Here is a 22,404-nt window from a genome sequence, read left to right on the forward strand (position 1 = left end):
ATCAGCTCGCCTCGGCGGGCATCGCCGGATGCTCGATCTGATCGAGACAGTCGACAACAGCATCGAAGGTCAGCATGGTCGAGGCATGGCGCGCCTTGTACTCCCGCACGGGCTTCAGGAAGCGCATGTCCTCGAAACGCCCCTCCGGCCCCTCGCCATCCTCCTTGAGCATCGCAAGCATATCGAGCCGCGCCTTGCGCAATTCCTCGGCCTTTGCACCCACGACATGGCGGGCCATGATGCCAGACGAGGCCTGGCCCAGCGCGCAGGCCTTCACCTCATGGGCGAAATCCGTGACGACGCCGTCCTTGACCTTGAGGTAGACCCTGACCTTGGAGCCACAGAGCTTCGAATGTTTTTCGGACATGGCATCGGCATTGGCGAGTTGCCCAATGCGGCCGATGTTTCCAGCAAATTCGAGGATCTTGGTGTTGTAGATGTCGTCCATGGTCAATCCGCTCCGGCGCTTCTCCCGTATATAGGGAGTGACTGCAGCAATGCAGCCATCATCATGTCGCAGGCACCGTCTTATCATCGTTCTGGTCAGCCACTATATCGGAGAGACTGGCACAGAACAAACGCAAGCCGTCCCGTAGTGCGGACGATCTTCTCACCGCAGATTTCGACAACGGACTTGCAATATGAGCCGCATTACGCATTTACAATCCGGCAAAGCCAAACAAGCGGCTCGCCTTGCGCGGGACCGGGAGACCAAGGCCATGGATGCCATTGTCAAGAAACTGACCGTCGAAGCCCCGCGCCCCACGCGCGAAGAAGCCGAGCAGGCGGTACGTACGCTTCTCCTCTGGGCCGGTGACGACCCGGAGCGCGAGGGTCTGCTCGACACGCCGGCCAGGGTCGCCAAGGCCTATGCTGAGCTTTTTGCCGGTTACAGCGCCGATATCGAGGATGTTCTCGGTCGGACGTTCGAAGAGGTCGGCGGCTACGAGGACATGGTCCTGGTGCGCGACATCTCGTTCTTCTCGCATTGCGAACATCACATGCTGCCGGTCATCGGCAAGGCGCATGTCGCCTATCTGCCGAAGGGCCGCGTGCTCGGCCTGTCGAAAATCGCGCGTGTGGTCGACGTCTTCGCCAAGCGTCTGCAGACTCAGGAAAACATGACGGCGCAGATCGCCCAGGCGATCGACGAGACCCTGCAGCCGCGCGGGGTTGCGGTTTTCCTCGAGGCCGAGCATATGTGCATGGCAATGCGCGGGATCCAGAAGACGGGTTCCACGACGCTGACCACCACCTTCACCGGCGCCTTCAAGGATAATGCCGCCGAGCAGGCGCGCTTCATTTCCATGGTTCGGAGCCGCTAAGCTCGCGAGTTTTGACATGTCTGGTTTTGATTTCGATGCGCCCTCGAGCGACAAGAAAATCCTTGAGGAAGGTCTCGCCTTCACGCCGAAGTTCGACGATCACGGTCTGGTGACCGCCGTGGTCACCGATGCGCGCGACGGCGAGCTCTTGATGGTGGCGCATATGAATGCCGAGGCCATCGCGCTGACGCTTCAGACCGGCATCGGCCACTATTACAGCCGCTCCCGGGCGAAGATCTGGAAGAAGGGCGAGAGTTCCGGCAATCTCCAGACGGTCAAGGAAATGCGGGTCGATTGCGACCAGGATGCGATCTGGCTGAAGGTGGAAGTCGCCGGGCATGATGCCACCTGTCATACGGGCCGTCGCTCCTGCTTCTATCGGAGGGCTCAGGTGGTCGAAGGCAAACCAGTTCTCGCGATCGCGGATGATCACCGTCATTTCGATCCCGATCACGTCTACGGCCACTGACGGCATCTTCGGTCCTAACGAAATCGTAAGCAGACAGTGTCCTAATGTGACCCGGAGTGTTCAGCTTGTGGGGTACGGAGATGCTGAACTGGAGCATGATTTCGAACGGCGGCGCGACGGTAGCGCAACCTGCCAAGGAAGGCGGAGCATCACCGCCTGGACGAGTTGTTGCTGAAAAACGGCCAAAGGCGAAAGTGGCCCTGGCGCTCGGCGGAGGTGCTGCCCGCGGTTGGGCGCATATCGGTGTCCTCAGAGCACTGGATGAAGAAGGCATCGAGGTCGGCATGATCGCGGGCACATCCATCGGCGCCCTGGTCGGCGGATGTTATCTCGCCGGAAAGCTCGACGAACTGGAGGCCTTCGCCCGTTCGCTGACCATGCGCCGCATCGCTTCGCTGCTTGACCTGACCATCGGTGGCGGCGGCCTTCTCGGCGGCATGCGGCTGACAAAGCGGATGCAGGAGCACCTCGAAGGACTGACGGTCGAAGATCTGCCGAAACCCTTTGTGGCGGTCGCCTCAGAGCTCAATAGCGGCCATGAAGTCTGGATCGATGGCGGAAGCTTGATTACGGCGCTTCGGGCGTCCTATGCCCTGCCCGGCATCTTCGAACCGATCCATTGCAACAATCGCACGCTGATCGACGGCGCGCTCGTGAATCCCGTGCCGGTGTCGGTCTGCCGGGCCTATGAGCAGCCGTTGGTGATGGCCGTCAACCTGCATTACGACGTCTTCGGGCGGTCGGCGGTGGTCAAACACAAGGCGTCCGCACCGGATCAGGCCAGCGCAGAAGCGGCAAAGGCCCCCAGCAAAGTCGGCCTGACCGGCGTCATGGTGCAGGCCTTCAACATCATCCAGGACCGAATTTCACGCGCGCGCCTTGCCGGCGACCCGCCGGATCTGGCACTCCATCCCCGCCTCAATGATATCGGCCTTTCCGAATTTCATCGCGCCGGTGAGGCGATCGAGCGGGGCTATGAAGAAGCGAAGGTCCGCGTCGCGGAAATCCGACGCATGCAAGAAGCCGTCTTGCGCTAAAGGCGGCCGCAACCGCCCTTAGCTCTTGTCACCGCAAGGCAGCAGGATTACCCGGCGATGTAAGCCTTGATGTGCTCGGCTTCCTGTTCGATCTCGCGGATACGGGACTTGACGACGTCACCGATCGAAATGATCCCGGACAGCTTGCCGTTGTCCTCGACGGGCACGTGACGGAAGCGGCGGCTCGACATCATCTCCATTAGTTCATTGACGCTGGTATCTTCGCGGCAGCGATAGACATTCGCGGTCATGAAGGCAGACACCGGCTGATCGAACGCATCCTTGCCAGCCGTCCCGATCGCTCGAACCACATCGCGCTCGGTGAAGATGCCGACAATTCGGCTTTCCATGCCGACAACAACAACGGCACCGATCTTGTGTTCTTCCAGAACATGCGCCGCTTCACCCAGCGTCACAGTCGGACTGATCGTGATGACGTTGCGACCCTTTTGCTCAAGTATGCTTCTAGCAGATGCAGGCATGCGTTCCTCCTCGCATAGAACACCCGGATGGCAGCCCAACCCTCCTCAGGCCGCCATCAAAAAGGTGCCCTCATTTCAGGAAGAATGCAACAAGCACGGCGTCACGCAGCTGTGTGTCGGCGGCTATGCGGGTCGAAGAGGGCAAAACAGAAAAATCCAAGCAGGAAACCGCCGATATGGGCATCCCAGGCGATCGCGGCTGAATCGGCGCCCAACATCGGCAGACCGAGCGCGATTGCCACGTTTCCAAGAAACCAGACAATGATGAAAACGCGCACCGTGCGATCGGCAAGTGCCTGACCGATCGAGAGCAAGGGCGGCTCGCCGCCGGTCAAACGCATCAGGCTGCGCTGGCGATCTCCAAAGGCGAATCGGCAGGCCGCTCCCATCAGAGCCGAGATGACCCCGGAGGCTCCCACCATCAGCGAAGGCTCGCCCCAGTTGACGAGAGCATGCAGCGCTGCAGCTGCAACCGACGACACGACCCAGAACAGGACAAGCCGCGCTTCGCCGATGCGGCGGCAAACAGGAGTGCCGAAGGCGGCCAGCCAGAGGCTGTTGAAGGCGAGGTGTTCGAAGCTTCCATGAAGCAAGGAATAGCTCACCGGTGTCCATAACCAGGCCAGGGATTGCTCGGACAGTGGATAAAGATAACGGATGGGCGAGAAGCCGAACTCCACGGCAATCCATTGGTTCACTGCGGCAGACAGGACGAATTCCTGCAGCCCATAGATACCGCAGATCAGAGCGAGCGCCGCGAGGATGCCTGTCGGCAGGTTGAAGATCGGCGGGTTGTTGGGCGAATCATTCCGATCTGACAGCTGACCTGCCTCGCCCGTCGCCCCCTCACCCCCTCGCGATCCCGTATCATCCTGCATCTGGCCATCCTTTTGCTGCGACAGCCATCAGGTAATGCAGGTGGAGATCAAAAAAAAGGCCGCTCGGTTGACCGAGTGGCCTATGCCGACGCCAGGCGGATCGTCGCGTCGGTTGGAGGTGGCGCCGAAGGCTTTCCTTCGCGTGTGATGCGGTTTCATGCCATTGCTGCACGAAGCCCGCAATCGAAAGCCTTTCTTAACCTTAACTCAAGACAGAATTCGGTTCCGTCTGGCAAAAGCGCCTGCAAAAGCAAACACTATATTAACGGCTCAACGGCTAATCTTGATACACAGAGGAATAGACAGAATTTCCATGATGTACTCGACCCAGGCAAGCCAAAGCAACACGATCGCCTCGCCGGGACAGCAGCGCGCATTCCAGCGCGTCGCCGTCAGCCTGCAAGGCCGCCTCATGCTCGCCAATTACGAAGAGTATGTCTGCAAGGTCATCGACATGTCGCCGGGCGATGTCCGATTTGCCTGCGCTGGCATGCCTCGCCCGACAGAACGGGTTATTGCCTATATCGACCATCTCGGACGCATAGAGGGTACCGTCGTCAAGCTGACCGAAGACGGCTTCGTCATCTCCATCAATGCGACCGTCCGCAAGCGCGAGAAACTCGCGGCGCAGCTGACCTGGATTGCCAACAAACATGAACTCGGACTGCCGGAAGACCGTCGTCACGATCGATTGACGCCGCGCCAGACCCGGACCCAGCTGACCCTTGAAGACGGCAAGGTCTATCCATGCCGCCTGATGGACCTTTCCCTGTCCGGGGCTGCTGTCGATATCGATATCCGTCCGCCGATCGGTTCGGCGGTGCGCCTTGGCAATATGCGCGGACGCGTGGTGCGCCATTTCATGGAAGGCGTGGCGATCGAATTCCTGTCGCTTCAATCCAAGGAAGCACTCACAGAGTTTCTCTGAGTCTCTCTTCAGCACCCAGATCGGAAGGCGCCCGCAAATTTTTGCGAGGCGCCTTTCTTCATGGCAGCCCGAAATCGTCCCAGAGCGGAACACTTTCTTCAAAAAAAATTTTAGCGCCGTTTCCCGCCCCTGCAGGTCAAGCTAACTCATCCACGATCTGGGGAAGGCTTGAAGCACATGCCGGAACTCCAGTGACAACGAGTTGGCCGGTCAGATGCTTCACCGCCAGCGCATAGGGCATGTGATTTAAGTCTTTGTTTTTACATCATACTTTCGAGACAGCGCGCCCACGAGGTGCGCATCTGATAAAATGCCACTCAAATGCGCAGCAAATTTTATTCAATAGATAATCAAATACAGATCGAATACAAATAAATATAGATTCTGATTTTCATTTATTTCTACTTTAATCTTAGAACTATTCTTCGCGGGACATCAAAATTTCTATGTCATTGCTATCTCCATCACCAGGAGACAACCAATGACAACAAAGAAAAATCTGGGTATTGGAACTCTGGCCACCGTCTTCGCAGGCGCAATGGCCCTTCAGGTCTCGGCCATGCCGGCCAACATGCAGATCGTCGGCAAGGCCAATCCGCCCATCGGGCACTACGAATTCTGCCAGACCTATTCAGGCGAATGTGACGGCCGACAGACTGACAGCGGCCCCATGGCTCTGACGGAAGATCTGTGGAAGGCAATTCTCGACGTCAATTACACCGTCAACAGCTCGATCACGCCGCTTACGGATATGGAGATCTACGGCGTCGAGGAGCGCTGGACCTATCCGCGCAGCGTGGGCGACTGTGAAGACTTTGCGCTTCTGAAGCGCAAGATGCTGGTCGATCGTGGCGTCGATCCCGCCGATCTCCTGATGACGGTCGTGCTTCAGCCAAACGGCGAAGGTCATGCTGTTCTGACGGTGAGAACCGACCACGGCGACTTCATTCTCGACAACATGCGCAACAAGGTGCTGCTGTGGTCTGAGACTGAATACACCTATTTGAAGCGTCAGTCCTCAAGCAATCCCGGTCGATGGGTGAAGCTTCAGGATGGTCGCGCAGGCATCGTCGGCAGCGTGTCCCAGTAAAACAAGCCGCCGTCCGCTTCTGGCCCGGTCTGTCCCCGCCTACCCGTCCCCCGACCGGAGCCAATGAGCCGGTCCCGTCCAACCGGGACCGGCTCTCTTTTTGGGCTGAAGCCCGAAGGCGTCAAAATTTAACGCCATGTTAACCACGTTCACCGAAGTCTGATCCCGTGATGACTCCTGCACTAGGAGCCCACCCGGGGGACCATATCGATATGCGAGGCGAGGCAAACGGGCTGCAGGTAGATGATGAGCGGGCGCCGCTGATCTCCCCCCGCTTTCTGATCATTGCTACTCTGACCATCACGGCGCTCGCCTGCGCTTCTCTTTTGATCAGCTGGTATGGACGCGCTTATGGCGAGCGGCTTTCGCGCGCTGGACATAGTGAAAGCACCGATATCGTTGAGATAAACATCGGCAGTGACAGGCTGTCCTTACCTGAAAACACCATACGCTTCGAAGAGCAGCGCCGCGGTGGCGACGCAGAGCGCGTTGATCTTTATCTTCTGTGGCCCGAAATGACGGGGTATTCGAGCGCAAAGCGGCGCAGATTCGATGACATCGACCTCTCTCAGTCTCTGATTTTTCTACAGATTTCACAGAGCACCATGTCTCGAGACATGTCCGGTCGACTGGAGCCGATCTACATGAACTTGCTGGAGCCGGAGCAGCAGGCCGGACCGGCCGGCTTGACACTGCGGACATTTCGCGATGGCACGGGCTATGAAGGCGAAGCTCTGCTGACGGCAGTGACCGGTGACGGGGCCCATTATGCGATCCGTTGCGTCATGCCTAAAACTGTTGACCAGGCCAGCAGCAGCGATTGTCAGCGTGACATTCATGTCGGCGAGGACCTGACGGTTCTCTATCGTTTCTCGAGCCGCCTGCTCAACGACTGGCAAGCGATCGATACGGCCGTTCACGATTATGTGCTCCGCCATCAAAGCCCCGCCACAGCTGCGACGACGCTTAAAATCCCATCCAAAGCGTCAACCGACCGTTCATCATAAACCTCTTGGTAAGGCTAATTCCGTAGGGTCCAGCGAGATGGTCGCGATTGGGGGAGAGCGTCCGGTCGTCAATGGTGAAATTCAAAGAGTATCGTGGTGCATAAAGTTTTCGGAAGCTCCAACTTCGCAGCCGCTGTGCGTCGGCTTGTCCTCGCGGCGTTTGCGGTCTTCGTGACACTTATCGCTGCCGTTGGCACTGCCCAGGCCAATCCCAAATATGCCGGCATCGTCATCGACGCCAAAACCGGCAAGGTGCTCTACAGCGAGAATGCCGACAGTCTGCGCTACCCGGCCTCGCTGACCAAGATGATGACCCTTTATATGGTCTTCGAGGCGCTGGAAGCTGGCCGCATCTCGTTGAACAGCAAGATTCCGTTCTCTGCCAATGCCGCCAAGGAGCCGCCGTCGAAGCTCGGCGTGGGCACCGGTCGCAGCATTACGGTCGAACAGGCAATCCTTGCGCTCGTCACCCGCTCGGCCAATGACGTGGCGACGGCTGTTGCAGAACATCTCGGCGGCTCTGAAAAGCGCTTTGCCCAGATGATGACGACCAAGGCCCGCAGCCTCGGCATGACCAAGACCACGTATCGCAATGCACATGGCTTGCCCAACACCGCGCAGATGACGACGGCGCGCGATCAGGCTCGCCTCGGCATCGCCCTGCGTCAGCATTTCCCGCAATACTACGATTACTTCTCAACGCGCAGCTTCCGCTTCGGCAAGCAGACCATCGGCAACCACAACCGGCTGCTCGGCCAGGTTCGCGGCGTCGACGGCATCAAGACGGGCTTTACCCGCGCTGCCGGTTACAACCTGGCCACCTCGGCCGAGGCGGGCGGTCGTTCCATCGTTGCCGTCGTGCTGGGCGCTACCTCTGGGGCGCGCCGCAATGCGCAGATGACCAATCTCGTTCAGCGCTATCTGCCGGCCGCGTCGAGCACGCGGGGCAATGGAAACCTGATTGCCAAGAACGACACCTCCGTTGCGCCGTCTTCGGCTGCAGCTTCGGCGTCTGTGAGCGGCGATCTGCCCACTCTTCCTCGCACAGGTCCACTGCCCGATCCGCGCTATACCGGCGTCGCACAGGCCTATGTTGCCCCGCAGACATCGAATGCAGCGGCTGCGCTTGAAACCCTTCGGCCAGCGGCGCCTGCAGCCGGTGTTCCCGTTCCGCAACCGGCACCTGCCTATATGCCGGACACCGGTGCGTCGATCGCTCCCGCCGCGACAACCCAGTCGGTTGCGGCCGCATCGGCGACTGCACCGGATGTCGATGCCATGACCACCGCCTCCACTGCACCTGCTGGTGGCTGGGTGGTGCAGATCGGGACGTCGCCGGACAAGGAACTGGCCATGGATCTCCTGCGCGACGCGCAGGAAAAAGGCGGAAAGGTATTGCGTTCCGCCACCCCCTTCACCGTCGCTTTCGGCGAGGGTGCCAACCAAATCTACCGCGCGCGCTTTGGCGGTTTCGACGAGCAGCGGGACGCGGTCAATGCCTGCAATGCACTGAAGAAAAAGGGAATCCGCTGCTGGGCTGCGGCCCAGTAAAACGGTCGCCCAAAACCCTCGATTTGTACTGTTTACGAGGATCATGGAATGGCATCGAAAGACTTCAGATACGGTCCCGTCGAGGACCAGGACAATGGCGGGCAGCTCGCTGCCAGCGGTGTTCTCCATCCGCTGCACGAGGCGGCCTACCGGCTCGCGGATCTCGGGCTTCGGGAGAAGCGGTCGAAGACCAAGGACCTGATCGGGCTTCTGCTCAGCCATGGTGCTCGCGCCTGGCGCTATTCCCAGCCAGAAGCCAATATCCATCTGCACGTCTCGGCCCAGGGCGGTCGTTTCCCCGTCGTGCTGCGGCTGCGCTGAAAAAGGCGGTTTCTGAATGCCGCTTTACCGTCTGGGTGACCGGATCCCGCAGGTTCCTGCTGCCGATCAGTTCTGGCTAGCACCCGATGCTAAGGTCATCGGCGATGTGCGCCTCGGCGACGAGGTCGGCATCTGGTTCGGCGCCGTCCTGCGCGGCGATAATGATCCGATCGCAATCGGTGCCCGGACCAATATCCAGGACGGCGTGATGGTACACACGGACCCAGGCAAGGGCGTGACCATCGGCGAGGGCTGCACGATCGGCCACCACGCCATCATTCATGGCTGCAGCATCGGCAACAACTCGCTGATCGGTATGGGATCGACGGTTCTCAACGGGGCGCGCATCGGCGACAATTGCCTGGTGGGTGCCAATTCCCTGATCACCGAAGGCAAGGTCTTCCCGGACAATTCCCTCATCGTCGGATCGCCGGCGCGCGTCGTCCGGATACTGGATCACGTCGCAATCGCGGGCTTGCGGCTCTCAGCCGAAAACTATGTGCGCAACTGGCGCCGTTTCGCGAGTGGACTGCAACCCCTTTAATCGCGGAGTGTTCTATGCCGCGATTTCCGCGCAGGACGAGCATATCCCTCGCACCTCGATCGTAGTTTTCTCCGACTTGAACCTCAATCCCCGCGCCACCGTCGCCAGCTTGTGGTCGATATCGTGGTCGTGGAACTCGGTGACATGGCCGCATTTGTTGCAGATCATGAAGGCAACGGTGCCATGACCGGAGCAGCCGTCATGCGGGTGTGCGCAGGCGACGAAGGCATTCAGGCTTTCCAGCCGATGGACCATGCCGAATTCGACCAGCTTGTCGAGCGCACGGTACACCTGCAGAGGCGCGCGAAAGCCATGTTCGCGCAGCTTGTCGAGCAGCGTGTAGGCCGATAGCGGTCCTTCCGAATGGACGAGCGCGTCGAAGACGAGGGACTGGTTGCGCGTGAGATCAGTCTTGGTCATGGTCATGCACCCGGTCTGGCGTCTGAGGATCTGATGCCCGGCTTTGGCAGCAGGCTGATAAGGAAGAGCAGGAGGGCCGCCACGACGATCGACGGGCCCGAGGGCGTGTCGTAGGTCAGCGAGCCGAAAAGGCCCATGACGACAGCGACCGCGCCGATCACAGAGGCCAGAACCGCCATGACTTCCGGCGTCGAGGCAAAGCGGCGCGCGGCAGCTGCCGGGATGATGAGCAGCGAGGTGATCAAGAGGATCCCCACGATCTTCATGGCAATCGCGATGACCAGGGCCATCAGCAGCATGAAGATCAGTCTCGCCCGCTCGGGCTGCATGCCCTCGGCTTCGGCCAGTTCGACATTGACGGTGCCGGCGAGCAGAGGGCGCCAGAGCCAGGCAATGATGGCGAGGACGAAAAGGCCCCCGATCCAGACGATGGCGACGTCCGTCGGGGTTACCGCGAGGATATCGCCGAACAGGAAGGCGATGAGGTCGAAGCGGACCCAACTCATGAAGGCGACCATGACCAGGCCGATCGCGAGCGTAGCATGGCTCAGGATGCCCAGGAGAGCGTCAGCCGACAGCCCCTGTCGCTTCTGCAGGACGATCAGGATCAGCGAGACCATGGAGGCGACGACAAACACGCTGACCATCAGGTTCAATGAGAAGAACAGCGACAGCGCGACACCCAGGAGCGCCGAATGAGCCATGGTGTCGCCGAAATAGGCCATGCGCCGCCAGATGACGAAACAGCCAAGCGGACCAGTGGTCAGGGCGAGACCGATGCCGGCGAGAATGGCGCGGACAAAGAAATCATCCAGCATAGCCATGCTCCCTGTCCTTCACGACAGTTGCACCGCCATGCGCGTGGGCATGGTCATGGTCATGACTGTGGTCGTGGTGATGATGGTCGTGACCGTGGTCATGATGGTGATCATGGTCATCGTGATGGTGGTGGCCGTCATCCGGATGGCAATGGTCCGTGACGCTGCCATCGGCATGCAGAACGCGTCCATCGGGCAGATGGGTGTGATCGTGGTCGTGGCTGTAGACGGCCAGAGTCTGGGCTGCCTTGGCGCCGAAGAGCCGCATGTATTCAGGGCTTTGGCTGACGGCCGCCGGCGTTCCGCGGCAGCAGACATGGCCGTTGAGACAGATCACCGTGTCGGTTTCGGCCATCACCACATGCAGGTCGTGGGAGATCAGCAGGATGCCGCAGCCGGTCGTATTTCGGATCGAGGTGATCAGATCATACAGAGCAATTTCACCCGAGAAATCGACACCCTGGACGGGTTCATCGAGCACCAGGATATCCGGCTTTCTGGCCATGGCACGGGCAAGAAGCGCGCGCTGGAATTCGCCACCCGACAAATGCTGCACTTCGGCATTGGCAAGATGCGCGATGCCGACAGCCTCAAGCGCGCTTTCCACCTCGAACGTGGAAAGCGGTGCGGTGAGGGTCATCAGCCGGCGAACGGTCAGCGGCATGGTCCAGTCGACCGTCAGCCGCTGCGGGACATAGCCGACCGTGAGACCGGGCTTGCGCTCCACCCTGCCCTCGTCCGCCTTTATCACGCCAATCGCCATCTTGGCACTGGTGGATTTGCCGGAACCATTGGGGCCGATCAGGGTCACGATTTCACCCGGGCGGACGGAAAAGTCGACGCCGCGGACCAGCCAACGACCGTTTCTGCTGATACCGGCGCCGGTCAGCGACACCAGCGGCGCGGCCTCCCGTGATTTCATGGCATTCATGGAGTTCTCGAGATTTTGATGTTGCCACCTCCTATGCCACACGTTATAGCATAACGCAACGCAGGTAATAGTATTACATAACCACTCGCAGGAGCTTTGCATGACCCGCTATCGCCTCGGACTGGCTGCCTCGACGGCGTTTCTCATTCTCTCGCCGACACTGGCGTCCGCCGCTCCCGACGTCGTGGTTTCGATCAAACCGGTTCATTCGCTCGTCGCCTCGATCATGAAGGGCGTGGGTGAGCCCTCGCTGATTGTCGAGGGTGCCGCGTCCCCGCATACCTACACGCTGAAGCCGTCCAATGCGCGTGCGCTGGAAAATGCCGACCTCATCTTCTGGGTCGGCCCTGGCCTTGAGGCCTTCCTTGAAAAGCCGCTGGAGGCGCTGCCGAAGGATGCCAAGGTGGTCGAGCTTGAAGATGCCGATGGCCTGACGAAGCTGCCCTTCCGGGAAGGTGGCGCCTTCGAGGGCCATGACCACGGCGAGCATGCGGGTGGCGATCATGCTCATGAGCACGACGACCATGGTCATGGCGAAACGGCCGAGGCCGGCCATGACCATGATCATGATCATGGTCACAAGGAGGAGGTTGCAACGGATGGCCATGATCATCACGATCACGAGCATGGTGGCATCGACATGCATCTCTGGCTCGATCCTACCAATGCGAAAGCAATGGCCGCCGAGATCACCAAGAGCTTGAGCGAAGTCGATCCGTCAAACAAGACGACCTACGAATCCAACCTTACCGCCCTGAATGCGGAGATCGACGCGCTTGATGCCGAGATTGCCGCGCAGTTGAAACCGGTCCTGGAAAAGCCGTTCATCGTTTTCCATGACGCCTACCAGTATTTCGAGAAACGCTACGGCGTGCGGGTGGCCGGTTCCGTGACCGTCAGCCCCGAGACCATGCCGGGCGCCGAGCGCCTTTCGGCCATCCACGCCAAGATCGAAGAACTGGGTGCTGCCTGCGTGTTCGCGGAGCCGCAGTTCGAGCCCAAGTTGATCGGTGTGGTGACCGAAGGCACCGAGGCGAAGTCGGGCGTGCTCGATCCCGAAGGCGGCGCGCTGGAGGCCGGCCCCGCGCTCTATGGACAGCTGATGCGCAACCTCGCAACGTCGATGAGCACCTGCCTGTCGCAGTAATCCTCCCTCCCCCGGGCAAGAAGGCGGGACCACGGTTCCGCCTTTTTCGGATCATCAAGTGTTATGTTATTACATTAAGTGAGCCCATCATGAAGAAGCTTCCTGTCACCGTTCTCTCCGGTTTCCTTGGCGCCGGCAAAACGACGCTGCTCAACCACGTTCTTGCCAATCGCGAGGGTTTGCGTGTCGCCGTGATCGTCAACGACATGAGCGAGGTCAACATCGACGCGGCCCTTGTGCGTGGTGGTGATGCTGCCCTCTCGCGCACCCAGGAACAGCTGGTGGAAATGAGCAATGGCTGCATCTGTTGCACGCTGCGCGATGACCTCCTGAACGAGGTGCGTGGGCTCGCCGAGCAGGGACGTTTCGACTACCTCTTGATCGAGGCAACCGGCATTGCCGAGCCGCTGCCAATCGCCACGACCTTCGATTTTCGTGACGAGGAGGGCCGCAGTCTTTCCGACATCGCGCAACTCGATACGATGGTGACGGTTGTCGATGCGGCCAATCTGATCGGCGACTATTCGTCGAGCGATTTTCTTGCTGATCGTGGCGAGACGGCCGGCGAAGGGGATAACCGGACGCTGGTCGATCTGCTCGTCGAGCAGATCGAATTCGCCGATGTGATCATCCTCAACAAGGTCGGGACGGCAACGCCGGATCAGCTCGACGCGGCCCGCAAGATCATTGCCGGCCTCAATGCCGATGCCCGCGTCATTGAAACAGATTTCGCCAAGGTCGCGCCAAAAGACATTCTCGGGACAGGTCTCTTCGACTTTGCCAAGGCTGAGACCCATCCGCTGTGGTTCAAGGAGCTGCATGGCTTCCGCGACCATGTTCCGGAAACCGAAGAATATGGCATCCGCTCCTTTGTCTATCGCGCCCGGGCGCCCTTCGATCCCAGCCGCTTCAGAGATTTCCTCGATCGTTCCTGGCCGGGTGTGATCCGCGCCAAGGGCTTCTTCTGGCTGGCGACCCGCCCGCATCATGTAGGCGAACTGAGCCAGGCCGGACCGCTGGTCAGGACCACCAAGATGGGACTCTGGTGGGCGTCGGTGCCAAAATCCCGATGGCCCGACGATCCGAGCTTCATGAATGCCATGGCACCCTATCTCGACAAGGAATGGGGAGACCGGCGACAGGAAATCGTCTTCATCGGTGCTGACCCGATGAACCAGAAGACGATCGAGGCTGAGCTTGATGCCTGCCTGGTACCGGCCAGGGCGTTTACGCCCTCGGCTTGGGAAGCGCTGCCCGACCCCTTTGCCCGCTGGGCGTAGTGGATCAGAGCCGACTTCTTCTTTGTAGAAGTGACAAAACCACGGCTGCGCCGGCTTCTCCGGCGGGACTTTCCGTAGACAGGCGCTGCCAGACATCGTCGTAGCCTGTGAGCATCGCCACACGCTGCGGTGTCTCGGTCGAAAGCCGCTCGGCCCAGCGAACGAGGCTTGCGGGCCGCAGAACATCGTTGAAATATTCCGGAACCACCGCGTAATCGGCAATCAGGTTCGGTAGTGCTCCGGTCCAGATCTTGATGCGGTGGCTCAGCATGCGGATGATCCAGTCGCCCTTGTAGGTCGAGACGACAGGGACATGGGCGAGTGCCAGTTCCAGGATCACGGTCCCGGAAGCGGCAATGGCTGCGTCGGCTTCTTCAAAAGCGCGCCACTTCGCCTCATCCCCCAGCACGATCTCCGGTCTCAGCGCCCAGCCTGCAGTGATCTCCCGAACGCGTGCCTCCTGGCGCGGTACGGTCGGCAGGACAAAGCGCGTGTCGCCGTTGCGGGCCACGAATTCCTCCATCGCCTGCCCGAAGATGGGCAGAAGCTGGGTAATCTCGCCACCACGTGACCCGGGCAGCAGAAGGATGGAGCGCTTTTCGCCGACAGGCCCTGTGCCCCTCGCCTTGCGCGCCTCGCGGACGCGGCGGATATCCGGATGACTGGCAAGGCGGTGCCCGACAAAGTGCGTCTCGGGTCCACCGAGCCGCTGCATCACGGCGCGCTCGAAGGGCAGCACCGCCAGCACGGCATCGACATAGTCGAGCATGGCCTTGGCGCGGTATTCCTTCCAGGCCCAGACGCTGGGGCAGACATAGTTCACGACCGGCAGATCGGGCAATCTGCGCCTGACCTTCTTGGCCACCCGATGGGTGAAATCGGGACTGTCGACGATCAAGAGGAGATCCGGCCTTGCCTTGACTATTTCGTCTGCGGTCCAGGAGATCAGCTTGATCAGCCGGGGCAATTTAGACAGGACCTGCGTGATGCCCATGATCGAAAGCTCGGAGAAGTCGAAGAGTGACTTCAAGCCCTGAGCCTCCAGCGCTTCGCCGCCGACGCCGAGGAGGTCGACGCGTCCTGCGTGCATCGTTTTCAAATAAGCGATTAGATCAGCGCCCAGAAGATCTCCGGACACTTCGCCGGCAATCACGGCAATCTTCAGCGGTCTGTCCGTCATCAGGCCTGCTCCTTGCCGGTGCGGTCAATACCGACCACGAAAAGGCCTGCGGCATCTGCGGCCTCGATCACGGCTTCCCGTTCCACCACAAGTGCGCGTCCCGCCTCAACGGCGATACCGGCGAGGCCTGCAGCCTTGGCGTTTTCAACCGTCGACACACCGATGGTCGGAAGGTCGGCGCGTAAATCCTGCTGCGGCTTGCAGAGCTTGACCAGAACACCCTTGCGACGCTGGGAGATGCGCCCCTCGCCCCTGAGATCCCTGACCCGGGCCAGCATGGCATCTGTTCCCTCGACGCCTTCCAGCGCCACGATGCGGCCACCGACCGCGACCGACCCCTGCCCCACGTCCAGCCTGCCGAGCGCTTCGGCGGCTTCGGCGGCTCTGTCTATGTCCTTGAGATCATCGGCTGTCGGCGTGACGGCGCCGATCGGACCAACAGTGGCGAGCAAGCCCGGCAGAATTTCATGGGCGCCGAGAACTTCGCAGCCCTGTGCCTCGATCAGTGAGATCACCATGCGAAGAACCGCGTCGTCACCGCCGGCCAGCAGCGTGCGGATCGCCATCGGCAGCTTCAGAATGGATTTCCAGTTGACGCGGATGTCACCGAAAGCGGGGCGGCGCTTGACCGCGCCCGACATGACGACCCTTCGAATATCATGCTGCCGAAACAGGGCCGACAGGCCGGCCATGTCGCCCACGCCGATCACGGCATTGTCGAACCCCTGCCAGATCTCATCGGCCTCGTTCTTCAGGCGAAGGACGAAGGGGCTTTCTCCGGCCTCACGGGCGGCTTCTGCAAGGAAGAGCGGCAGTTTTCCGCTGCCGGCGATGATCGCAAGGCGACCGTTCCGCGGTAGGCCGTCAGTCCGAGCGGCCGCCGTCATGGGTCAGTTCTTGCCGCGATTGGGCGATGACAGCGCCCGATCGCTTTCAGCCGCGATGAAATCGAGGATTTCCATGACCGGAGGGCAGTCGAGATATTCGTCACGGATCGCTGCCGCATTGGCGCGGGCAGAGCCTTCACTCTCGAAGATCTGCTTGAAGGCGCGACGGACCTGGTGGATCACAGCTCGTTCGATGCCGGACCGCGTCATGCCGACGACATTAAGTCCGCCGAGGATACCGGGATTGCCGTTCAGCATGCCATAGGGAATGACGTCGTAGCTGACCGCAGACAGGCCGCCAATAAAGGCATGACGGCCGATGCGGGTGAACTGGTGCACGGCGCAGCCGCCGCTCAGGATCGCACGGTCTTCGACGCGCACATGGCCGGCGAGCATGACATTGTTCGACAGGATGATGTCATTGCCGAGGATGCAGTCATGCGCCACGTGCGAATTGGCCAGGAAGAGGCAGTTGTTGCCGACGCTGGTAATCCCGCCACCGCCAACGGTGCCGCAGTTCATGGTCACGCCTTCGCGCATGGTGCAGTTTTCGCCCACAACCAGTCGCGAATCCTCGCCGGCTTCGTGAAGGCTCTGGGAGACACCACCAATGACGGCCATCGGATGGATCGTCGAGCCCGCGCCGATCTCGGTGAAGCCTGTCACTACAGCGTTCGAAATCAGTTCGACGCCATCTTTCAGCGTCACGCGCGAGCCGACCCGGCAAAATGGACCGACCTTCACATTCTCGCCGATCACCGCGCCGTCTTCGATCACGGCCATCGGATGAATGACGGCGCTTGTGGCAATCCGGCTCATTTCTGATCCTTGCGCATGATCATCGCACCGATATCGGCTTCCGCGACCAGTGCTCCGTCAACCTTGGCATCGCAGTGGAACTTCCAGATATTGCCGCGCTGCTTCTGCTTGACGACGTGATACTCGACTCGGTCACCGGGAACGACCGGCTTGCGGAAACGGGCATTGTCGATCGTCATGAAGTAGACGAGATTGCCGGCCTCGCCTTCCTTGCGCGCGCAGATCGCACCGGCCGTCTGGGCCATGCCTTCGATCAGCAACACGCCCGGCATGATCGGGCTTTCCGGAAAGTGACCGGTGAAATGCGGCTCATTGGCCGTCACGTTCTTGATACCGATGGCGGAGTTGTCGCCGTCAATCTCGATGATCTTGTCCACCAGCAAAAAAGGATAGCGGTGGGGCAGAAGCTTCATGATCTCGAGGATATCAGCCGAACCCAATTCGCTTTTCGCGAGTTCAGTCATTGCTGGCTCCCTTCTCCTTGGCGCGACTGTCATAGCGGCTCAACGTATCGGCCACTTCGCGCAGATAATCTCTCAACGGTCGGGCAGGAACGCCGCCATATTTCTCTCCGGGCGGCACCTCGGCGAGGACACCGCTCATGGCAGCAATCTGAGCACCATCGCCAATCTTGATATGCCCGTTGATGCCGGCAGCGCCGCCAATCATCACGCCATCACCGATCACCGTGCTGCCGGCGATGCCCACCTGGCTGACGATACCGCAGTGGCGGCCGATACGCACGTTGTGGCCGATCTGGACCAGGTTGTCGATCTTCGTCCCCTCACCGATCACGGTGTCGTCCATCGTGCCGCGATCGATCGTGGTGTTGGCGCCGATCTCGACATGGTCCTGAATGATCACGCGCCCAATCTGGACGATCTTCAGCATGCCGCGAGGACCCGGCGCGTAGCCGAATCCATCTTGGCCGATGCGGGCGCCGTTATGAATGATGACATTGTTGCCAATCAGGGCCACCTGGATGGTCGCGCCACCGGCAATCACGCAATCACGGCCGATGCGAACGCCGGGACCAATAACAGCGCCGGGACCGATCCTGGTTCCAGCGCCGATCTCCGCATCAGCGCCGATGACGGCCATAGCCTCGACTTCAACCCCGTCTTCCAGACTTGCTGTCGGATCGACATAGGCCGCCGGGGAGATCCGCGCAGGCTCGGACGTCATTCGAACCGGCTTCAAGCCTGTCGGATGCAGAAATGCACCGGCCAGAGCAAAAGCCGTCTGGGCACTCTTGGCGAGAAGAACGGGAATGTGCGCGGGAATAAGCGACAGAAGAGGCTTTTCGCAGAAGATTGCAGCCGCCTGGCAGGTCGCCAGCTCTTCCTTGTTGCGACGGGAGAGGATGTAGCAGACGTCCCCTTCCTTCGCCCGAGAGACTGGAGACACGGACCTGACGATCCGCTCCCCATGGCTCGCATCCTGCAATTCCGCCCCAGTCTGGGCTGCAAGCGCAACCAAGGTCACCCCCGAATGGGGCGGAAAGAAATGATTGTGGTCCATCAGCAAACGCTCCAGAACGTCAACCTGTCAGCAGTTCTGGACGGCCAGCCTTAGAACTGGTTCGCCATGCTGAAACGGAATTCCTGGGTGTCGTCGAAGTCTTCCTTCGCGACCGGAACAGCGTAGTCGACACGAAGCGCACCGAAGGGCGAATTCCAGATCACACCAGCACCGACCGATGCACGCAGAGACATGTCTGTGCCCAGCGCACCTGCCTGGTTGCGCAGATCGCTGCCGTACAATGTACCGGCATCTGCAAACACCGCACCGCGGAAGCCCAGATCCTGCGGGATGGCCGGAAGCGGGAAGGTCGCTTCAGCCGAAGCCGTGAAGTATGTCGTACCGCCGAGCGCGTCGCCGTTCAGACGCGGGCCGATGCCGCTGGTGTCGAAGCCACGGAGCTCCTTGCCGCCGATCTTGAACTGATCGAAGACATTGAGATTGTCACCGAGGGCGACGACATGGCCGGCAGAGCCAGCGAGAGAGCCGACGATGTCAAACTCATCCGACAGCGTGTAGAAGACGCGAGCGCGAACAAAAGCCTTATAGTATTCGGAATCGCCACCCAGGCCAGCATATTCGTGCGTGAAGCTCGCATAGATCCCTTCATGCGGGCTCTGAGGGTCGTCCACGGTGTTGTAGACCAAGGAATGACCAAGAATGGACTGCTTCCAGGTGCTGCCTCGGATCGCGTCGATATAGGGTGCCGCAACACGGTCGTCGCCACCACCGGCTACACCGTTCGGACCAAAGGCGCCGTCATTGATGTAGTCGAGCTCCTTGTAGGTATACCGAAGCGTCGTCGCCAGATCTTCCGTGATCGGCGCGGTTACGCGAACGGTAGCACCTTGCTCTTCATAGTCGTAGAACGAGTTGGCGCTGGTCGAGCTCTTGAAGACGTCAAAGCCTGCAGCGAGGCGATAACCGAGGAAATAGGGCTCGGTGAAGGAGAAGTTGTAGGTCTGGGTTTCATCGAAGCCACCACCAGCGGCAACGCGAATGAACTGGCCGCGACCGAGGAAGTTCTTCTCCTCAACGGACGCCTCGAGAACCACGCCGCCGTCACCGACGGAGTAACCTGCGCCGATGCCGAAGGAGCCGGTCGGCTGATCCTGCACGTCAACAATGACGACGACACGATCCGGAGAGCTGCCAGGCTGCGTCGAGATGTTGACCGTCGAGAAGAAGCCGAGCGCTTCCAGACGACGCTTGGCGCGCGAAATCGTCTCCTGATTGAAGGCGTCGCCTTCCGAGATGTCGAATTCGCGACGAATGACGTAGTCGCGGGTACGGGTGTTGCCACGCACCTCGATGCGCTCGACATAAGCGCGCTCGCCCTGGTCAACCAGATAGGTCACACCGATGGTGTTGGTCTCGAAGTTACGGTCGCCACGCGGAACAACGCGGGCAAACGGGTAACCAGCCGACGATACGCGACGGGAGATCGCTTCCATAGACTTCTGGATGTCGCGGGCGCTGTAAATCTGGCCTTCGCGCGTCTCCAGGAGACCCTGGAGCTCGGCGCCATCGATGCCATCGACAGTCGACTCAACGGAAACCGAGCCGAAGCGATAGCGCTGACCTTCGTCGACAGTGATGTTGACCGTGTATTCGTTCCCGGCCTCGTTGAGGATTGCCTCAGACGAGATCACGCGGAAGTCGGCATAGCCGTGATTGTAATAGAACTGGCGCAGCGCTTCTTCGTCAGCGCGCAGCTTGTCCTCGTTGTAGACATCCTTGCGGGTCAGGAAGGACAGAATGCCCGATTCCTTTGTCTGCAACACAGCGGCAAGGCGGCCATCGGAATAGGCGTTGTTGCCAACGAAGTTGATCGAGCTGATCTTGGTACGCTCACCTTCGTTGATCACAAAAGCAAGGTTCACGCGGCCTTCAGCCACCGGGACAACCTGCGTCGTAACCTCGACGTCGGAACGGCCGATCGCGGCATAGGCTTCGCGGATGCGCTGGATGTCGGCGCTGATCAGGCTGTCGCTGTAGGGACCCTGCGAGCGGGTCTGCACGATGCCCTGAAGCTTGTCGTCCTTGATCTTGCGGTTGCCGTTGAAAACAACCTGATTGATCAGCTGGTTTTCGACAACGGTAACGACCAGCGAACCACCGGATACGGCGATACGGACATCAGAGAAGAAGCCCGTCGCGTAGAGGCGCTTCACCGATTCATCAATGTCGGCATTGGAGAAAGTCCGACCCGGCTGGATCGACAGGTTGGAACGCACAGCTTCCGGGCCCACACGCTGTGCTCCGCGTACGTCGATACGCTGAACCACTGCGGCTTCGGCAGCAATTGCCGATGCGAGAACGGCAAGACCTGCGCCCGAAGACACGACACCAGCAGACAGCGCGACCGCCGATACTGCGTTCAAAAACTTTGAACCAGCCTTCATGTGTATACTTTACCTTCTTCCATTGCCCCGCAGTCGGCACCCGACTCCGGCCCGTGTGTGGTTTTAACGGGTTTTACCCTACAAGCAAGTGCGCGCGTTAATTTCTATTTACTTCGTTTCAACGCGTGACCCAATCGCCACTATCAATTTGAAACAGCGTAAACAAATGGTTTCGCGACTTGCAAGCCCCCGCGTTAGCCAATCAACCGGCTGATATCGTTCCAGGTGGCAAAGACCATGAGAGACAGGATCATCGCCATGCCAATGCGGAAAGCGATCTCCTGGGCACCCTGCCCCATCGGCCTCCCCCGCACTGCCTCAATCGCGTAGAGAACGAGATGGCCGCCGTCAAGCACCGGAACTGGGAACAAATTCAAAAGCCCCAGAGAAACGGAAAGAACCGCGGCCAGATTTAACAGAGCGATAACGCCAAGTGTCGCCATCTCCCCTGACGCCTGGACGACGCGAACCGGTCCGCCCAACTGATCGGCATTCATGCGCCCTGCAATCATGTTGCCGATATAGTCGAATGTGCCTGTGACGATGTGTCCGGTCTGGCGCACGCCTTCCCAGACGGCCTCGAGCGGCGATAGCGGCACGATCCGGAAATTGCCGGCCTGCTGGTCGGTGATGATACCGATCTGGCCTACTTCCATCTCATTGCCAAAACGATCGGCGACGACGGCGCGTTTCGGGGTGAGCGCAAAGGGGATTTCCTGACCATCACGGCGGACCGTCACCTCTACGGGAATCTCCGGACGCATGGTGATGTAGCGCACAACATCGTCAAAGGTCTCGATCGTGCGACCATCCAGGGTCAGAAGAACATCGCCGCGCTGGATGCCAGCTGCTTCCGCAGCACTTCCGGGCTTGATGTCTGCGACGACAGGATCGGAGATTGGCTTGCCCATGGTGGCAAACATGCCGGCAAAGATCACAATTGCGAGAAGAAAATTTGCAAGCGGTCCGGCAGCAACCGTTACGGAACGTTTCCACAGCTTGGCCCCGTTCAACGTTTGCGCCAGCTCTTCCTCGGTAAGCTCTTCTGCCATGGAACCATCAGGACGGCTCGCAACGTCAGCATCGCCAAAAAAGCGCACGTAGCCGCCGAGCGGGATGGCCGAAAGCTTCCAACGGGTCCCGTGCTTGTCCGTAAAGCCCAGAATTTCGGGTCCGAAACCGACGGAGAAGGCCATGATTCGGATGCCCGACCAGCGCCCCGCCAGATAGTGGCCCATCTCGTGGACGAAAACGAGCAGAGACAAGATCAGGATATAGGGGAGAATGTACCCGAAGAGGAAGTTGAAGACTGCGCTGATGTGTTCCATCTGTCCGTTTCCTGATCTCGCCGCAGCGAAGATTGA

General features: G+C 60.0%; 24 protein-coding genes. 11 read left to right on the top strand and 13 right to left on the bottom strand.

Annotated elements, in window-relative coordinates:
• Position 1 precedes the first annotated feature (1 nt).
• On the bottom strand, positions 2 to 448 hold the full coding sequence (locus tag AC1PUL_RS08120; protein WP_480467729.1) for an iron-sulfur cluster assembly scaffold protein: 447 nt from the start codon (positions 446 to 448) through the stop codon (positions 2 to 4).
• Between the two features lie 271 nt (positions 449 to 719).
• On the opposite strand from AC1PUL_RS08120, the gene folE reads away from it, so the two are divergent.
• The 3 genes from folE to AC1PUL_RS08135 all read left to right on the top strand — a co-directional run bounded on the left by folE (position 720) and on the right by AC1PUL_RS08135 (position 2,831).
• Positions 720 to 1,325 (top strand): GTP cyclohydrolase I FolE, encoded by a 606-nt coding sequence (gene folE / locus AC1PUL_RS08125; RefSeq protein WP_480467731.1) that lies wholly within the window; start codon positions 720 to 722, stop codon positions 1,323 to 1,325.
• Between the two features lie 16 nt (positions 1,326 to 1,341).
• Complete coding sequence (gene hisI / locus AC1PUL_RS08130; RefSeq protein WP_480467734.1) at positions 1,342 to 1,794, top strand: phosphoribosyl-AMP cyclohydrolase; 453 nt, start codon at positions 1,342 to 1,344, stop codon at positions 1,792 to 1,794.
• Positions 1,795 to 1,874: 80 nt separating this feature from the next.
• Positions 1,875 to 2,831 (top strand): patatin-like phospholipase family protein, encoded by a 957-nt coding sequence (locus tag AC1PUL_RS08135; protein ID WP_480468532.1) that lies wholly within the window; start codon positions 1,875 to 1,877, stop codon positions 2,829 to 2,831.
• A gap of 47 nt (positions 2,832 to 2,878) precedes the next feature.
• Here AC1PUL_RS08135 and AC1PUL_RS08140 read toward each other — a convergent pair whose 3' ends face one another.
• Together AC1PUL_RS08140 and AC1PUL_RS08145 are read right to left on the bottom strand one after the other, a co-directional pair.
• Positions 2,879 to 3,313 (bottom strand): CBS domain-containing protein, encoded by a 435-nt coding sequence (locus AC1PUL_RS08140; protein WP_480467736.1) that lies wholly within the window; start codon positions 3,311 to 3,313, stop codon positions 2,879 to 2,881.
• Between the two features lie 101 nt (positions 3,314 to 3,414).
• Positions 3,415 to 4,191: a rhomboid family intramembrane serine protease gene (locus AC1PUL_RS08145; RefSeq protein WP_480467738.1), complete on the bottom strand. Its 777-nt coding sequence runs from the start codon at positions 4,189 to 4,191 to the stop codon at positions 3,415 to 3,417.
• 316 nt (positions 4,192 to 4,507) lie between these two features.
• On the opposite strand from AC1PUL_RS08145, the gene AC1PUL_RS08150 reads away from it, so the two are divergent.
• From AC1PUL_RS08150 to AC1PUL_RS08175, 6 genes are all read left to right on the top strand, one after another.
• Positions 4,508 to 5,119: a PilZ domain-containing protein gene (locus AC1PUL_RS08150; protein ID WP_480468533.1), complete on the top strand. Its 612-nt coding sequence runs from the start codon at positions 4,508 to 4,510 to the stop codon at positions 5,117 to 5,119.
• Between the two features lie 481 nt (positions 5,120 to 5,600).
• Positions 5,601 to 6,209, top strand: coding sequence for a transglutaminase-like cysteine peptidase (locus tag AC1PUL_RS08155; RefSeq protein ID WP_480467740.1), 609 nt, complete (start codon positions 5,601 to 5,603; stop codon positions 6,207 to 6,209).
• 212 nt (positions 6,210 to 6,421) lie between these two features.
• The gene (locus AC1PUL_RS08160) at positions 6,422 to 7,216 is read left to right on the top strand and encodes a hypothetical protein (RefSeq protein ID WP_480467742.1); all 795 of its coding nucleotides are present in this window, start codon (positions 6,422 to 6,424) and stop codon (positions 7,214 to 7,216) included.
• 96 nt (positions 7,217 to 7,312) lie between these two features.
• A complete protein-coding gene (locus tag AC1PUL_RS08165) occupies positions 7,313 to 8,767 on the top strand; it encodes a serine hydrolase (protein WP_480467744.1) in 1,455 nt (484 codons plus the stop codon).
• A 48-nt stretch (positions 8,768 to 8,815) separates the two neighbouring features.
• Positions 8,816 to 9,088, top strand: coding sequence for a hypothetical protein (locus AC1PUL_RS08170; RefSeq protein ID WP_480467746.1), 273 nt, complete (start codon positions 8,816 to 8,818; stop codon positions 9,086 to 9,088).
• 16 nt (positions 9,089 to 9,104) lie between these two features.
• Positions 9,105 to 9,632: a gamma carbonic anhydrase family protein gene (locus AC1PUL_RS08175; RefSeq protein WP_480467748.1), complete on the top strand. Its 528-nt coding sequence runs from the start codon at positions 9,105 to 9,107 to the stop codon at positions 9,630 to 9,632.
• A 12-nt stretch (positions 9,633 to 9,644) separates the two neighbouring features.
• On the opposite strand, the gene AC1PUL_RS08180 is transcribed toward AC1PUL_RS08175, so the two are convergent.
• From AC1PUL_RS08180 to znuC, 3 genes are read right to left on the bottom strand one after another with little or no spacing between them, the layout of a single operon-like run.
• Positions 9,645 to 10,052: a Fur family transcriptional regulator gene (locus AC1PUL_RS08180; protein WP_480467750.1), complete on the bottom strand. Its 408-nt coding sequence runs from the start codon at positions 10,050 to 10,052 to the stop codon at positions 9,645 to 9,647.
• A gap of 2 nt (positions 10,053 to 10,054) precedes the next feature.
• Positions 10,055 to 10,870, bottom strand: a complete 816-nt coding sequence (gene znuB, locus AC1PUL_RS08185) for a zinc ABC transporter permease subunit ZnuB (protein WP_480468534.1) — start codon at positions 10,868 to 10,870, stop codon at positions 10,055 to 10,057.
• Positions 10,860 to 11,801, bottom strand: coding sequence for a zinc ABC transporter ATP-binding protein ZnuC (znuC, locus tag AC1PUL_RS08190; protein WP_480467752.1), 942 nt, complete (start codon positions 11,799 to 11,801; stop codon positions 10,860 to 10,862). The genes znuB and znuC overlap by 11 nt, the downstream gene beginning before the upstream one ends.
• A gap of 100 nt (positions 11,802 to 11,901) precedes the next feature.
• Between znuC and znuA the strand changes: the two genes are divergently transcribed.
• Both znuA and AC1PUL_RS08200 read left to right on the top strand, forming a co-directional pair.
• A complete protein-coding gene (gene znuA, locus AC1PUL_RS08195; protein ID WP_480467754.1) occupies positions 11,902 to 12,948 on the top strand; it encodes a zinc ABC transporter substrate-binding protein ZnuA in 1,047 nt (348 codons plus the stop codon).
• An 86-nt stretch (positions 12,949 to 13,034) separates the two neighbouring features.
• On the top strand, positions 13,035 to 14,228 hold the full coding sequence (locus tag AC1PUL_RS08200; RefSeq protein ID WP_480468535.1) for a GTP-binding protein: 1,194 nt from the start codon (positions 13,035 to 13,037) through the stop codon (positions 14,226 to 14,228).
• A gap of 4 nt (positions 14,229 to 14,232) precedes the next feature.
• On the opposite strand, the gene lpxB is transcribed toward AC1PUL_RS08200, so the two are convergent.
• The 7 genes from lpxB to rseP all read right to left on the bottom strand — a co-directional run bounded on the left by lpxB (position 14,233) and on the right by rseP (position 22,368).
• A complete protein-coding gene (lpxB, locus tag AC1PUL_RS08205) occupies positions 14,233 to 15,408 on the bottom strand; it encodes a lipid-A-disaccharide synthase (RefSeq protein WP_480467755.1) in 1,176 nt (391 codons plus the stop codon).
• On the bottom strand, positions 15,408 to 16,295 hold the full coding sequence (locus AC1PUL_RS08210) for an LpxI family protein (RefSeq protein ID WP_480467757.1): 888 nt from the start codon (positions 16,293 to 16,295) through the stop codon (positions 15,408 to 15,410). The genes lpxB and AC1PUL_RS08210 overlap by 1 nt, the downstream gene beginning before the upstream one ends.
• A 3-nt stretch (positions 16,296 to 16,298) precedes the next feature.
• The gene (gene lpxA / locus AC1PUL_RS08215; RefSeq protein WP_480467759.1) at positions 16,299 to 17,114 is read right to left on the bottom strand and encodes an acyl-ACP--UDP-N-acetylglucosamine O-acyltransferase; all 816 of its coding nucleotides are present in this window, start codon (positions 17,112 to 17,114) and stop codon (positions 16,299 to 16,301) included.
• Positions 17,111 to 17,578 carry a 3-hydroxyacyl-ACP dehydratase FabZ gene (gene fabZ, locus AC1PUL_RS08220; protein WP_298465223.1) on the bottom strand — a complete coding sequence of 156 codons (468 nt, stop codon included), beginning with the start codon at positions 17,576 to 17,578 and terminating at the stop codon, positions 17,111 to 17,113. Before fabZ ends, lpxA begins: the two co-directional genes overlap by 4 nt.
• Positions 17,571 to 18,635 carry a UDP-3-O-(3-hydroxymyristoyl)glucosamine N-acyltransferase gene (gene lpxD, locus AC1PUL_RS08225; RefSeq protein WP_480467761.1) on the bottom strand — a complete coding sequence of 355 codons (1,065 nt, stop codon included), beginning with the start codon at positions 18,633 to 18,635 and terminating at the stop codon, positions 17,571 to 17,573. The genes fabZ and lpxD overlap by 8 nt, the downstream gene beginning before the upstream one ends.
• A 50-nt stretch (positions 18,636 to 18,685) precedes the next feature.
• Positions 18,686 to 21,040, bottom strand: coding sequence for an outer membrane protein assembly factor BamA (bamA, locus tag AC1PUL_RS08230; RefSeq protein WP_480467763.1), 2,355 nt, complete (start codon positions 21,038 to 21,040; stop codon positions 18,686 to 18,688).
• 194 nt (positions 21,041 to 21,234) lie between these two features.
• Positions 21,235 to 22,368, bottom strand: a complete 1,134-nt coding sequence (rseP, locus tag AC1PUL_RS08235; RefSeq protein ID WP_480467765.1) for an RIP metalloprotease RseP — start codon at positions 22,366 to 22,368, stop codon at positions 21,235 to 21,237.
• Positions 22,369 to 22,404: the final 36 nt, after the last annotated feature.

The organism is Rhizobium sp. P43, from assembly GCF_056730705.1.

Bases quoted from the DNA above. Each gene is read 5' to 3' on its own strand.
- AC1PUL_RS08180 (WP_480467750.1), bottom strand. From the start codon at position 10,052: ATGACCAAGACTGATCTCACGCGCAACCAGTCCCTCGTCTTCGACGCG.
- AC1PUL_RS08160 (WP_480467742.1), top strand. From the start codon at position 6,422: ATGCGAGGCGAGGCAAACGGGCTGCAGGTAGATGATGAGCGGGCGCCG.
- rseP (WP_480467765.1), bottom strand. From the start codon at position 22,368: ATGGAACACATCAGCGCAGTCTTCAACTTCCTCTTCGGGTACATTCTC.
- AC1PUL_RS08145 (WP_480467738.1), bottom strand. From the start codon at position 4,191: ATGCAGGATGATACGGGATCGCGAGGGGGTGAGGGGGCGACGGGCGAG.
- lpxA (WP_480467759.1), bottom strand. From the start codon at position 17,114: ATGAGCCGGATTGCCACAAGCGCCGTCATTCATCCGATGGCCGTGATC.
- hisI (WP_480467734.1), top strand. From the start codon at position 1,342: ATGTCTGGTTTTGATTTCGATGCGCCCTCGAGCGACAAGAAAATCCTT.
- AC1PUL_RS08155 (WP_480467740.1), top strand. From the start codon at position 5,601: ATGACAACAAAGAAAAATCTGGGTATTGGAACTCTGGCCACCGTCTTC.
- lpxD (WP_480467761.1), bottom strand. From the start codon at position 18,635: ATGGACCACAATCATTTCTTTCCGCCCCATTCGGGGGTGACCTTGGTT.
- AC1PUL_RS08210 (WP_480467757.1), bottom strand. From the start codon at position 16,295: ATGACGGCGGCCGCTCGGACTGACGGCCTACCGCGGAACGGTCGCCTT.
- AC1PUL_RS08140 (WP_480467736.1), bottom strand. From the start codon at position 3,313: ATGCCTGCATCTGCTAGAAGCATACTTGAGCAAAAGGGTCGCAACGTC.
- fabZ (WP_298465223.1), bottom strand. From the start codon at position 17,578: ATGACTGAACTCGCGAAAAGCGAATTGGGTTCGGCTGATATCCTCGAG.
- AC1PUL_RS08135 (WP_480468532.1), top strand. From the start codon at position 1,875: ATGCTGAACTGGAGCATGATTTCGAACGGCGGCGCGACGGTAGCGCAA.
- folE (WP_480467731.1), top strand. From the start codon at position 720: ATGGATGCCATTGTCAAGAAACTGACCGTCGAAGCCCCGCGCCCCACG.
- znuC (WP_480467752.1), bottom strand. From the start codon at position 11,801: ATGAATGCCATGAAATCACGGGAGGCCGCGCCGCTGGTGTCGCTGACC.
- znuB (WP_480468534.1), bottom strand. From the start codon at position 10,870: ATGCTGGATGATTTCTTTGTCCGCGCCATTCTCGCCGGCATCGGTCTC.
- AC1PUL_RS08150 (WP_480468533.1), top strand. From the start codon at position 4,508: ATGTACTCGACCCAGGCAAGCCAAAGCAACACGATCGCCTCGCCGGGA.
- AC1PUL_RS08120 (WP_480467729.1), bottom strand. From the start codon at position 448: ATGGACGACATCTACAACACCAAGATCCTCGAATTTGCTGGAAACATC.
- znuA (WP_480467754.1), top strand. From the start codon at position 11,902: ATGACCCGCTATCGCCTCGGACTGGCTGCCTCGACGGCGTTTCTCATT.
- lpxB (WP_480467755.1), bottom strand. From the start codon at position 15,408: ATGACGGACAGACCGCTGAAGATTGCCGTGATTGCCGGCGAAGTGTCC.
- AC1PUL_RS08175 (WP_480467748.1), top strand. From the start codon at position 9,105: ATGCCGCTTTACCGTCTGGGTGACCGGATCCCGCAGGTTCCTGCTGCC.
- bamA (WP_480467763.1), bottom strand. From the start codon at position 21,040: ATGAAGGCTGGTTCAAAGTTTTTGAACGCAGTATCGGCGGTCGCGCTG.
- AC1PUL_RS08170 (WP_480467746.1), top strand. From the start codon at position 8,816: ATGGCATCGAAAGACTTCAGATACGGTCCCGTCGAGGACCAGGACAAT.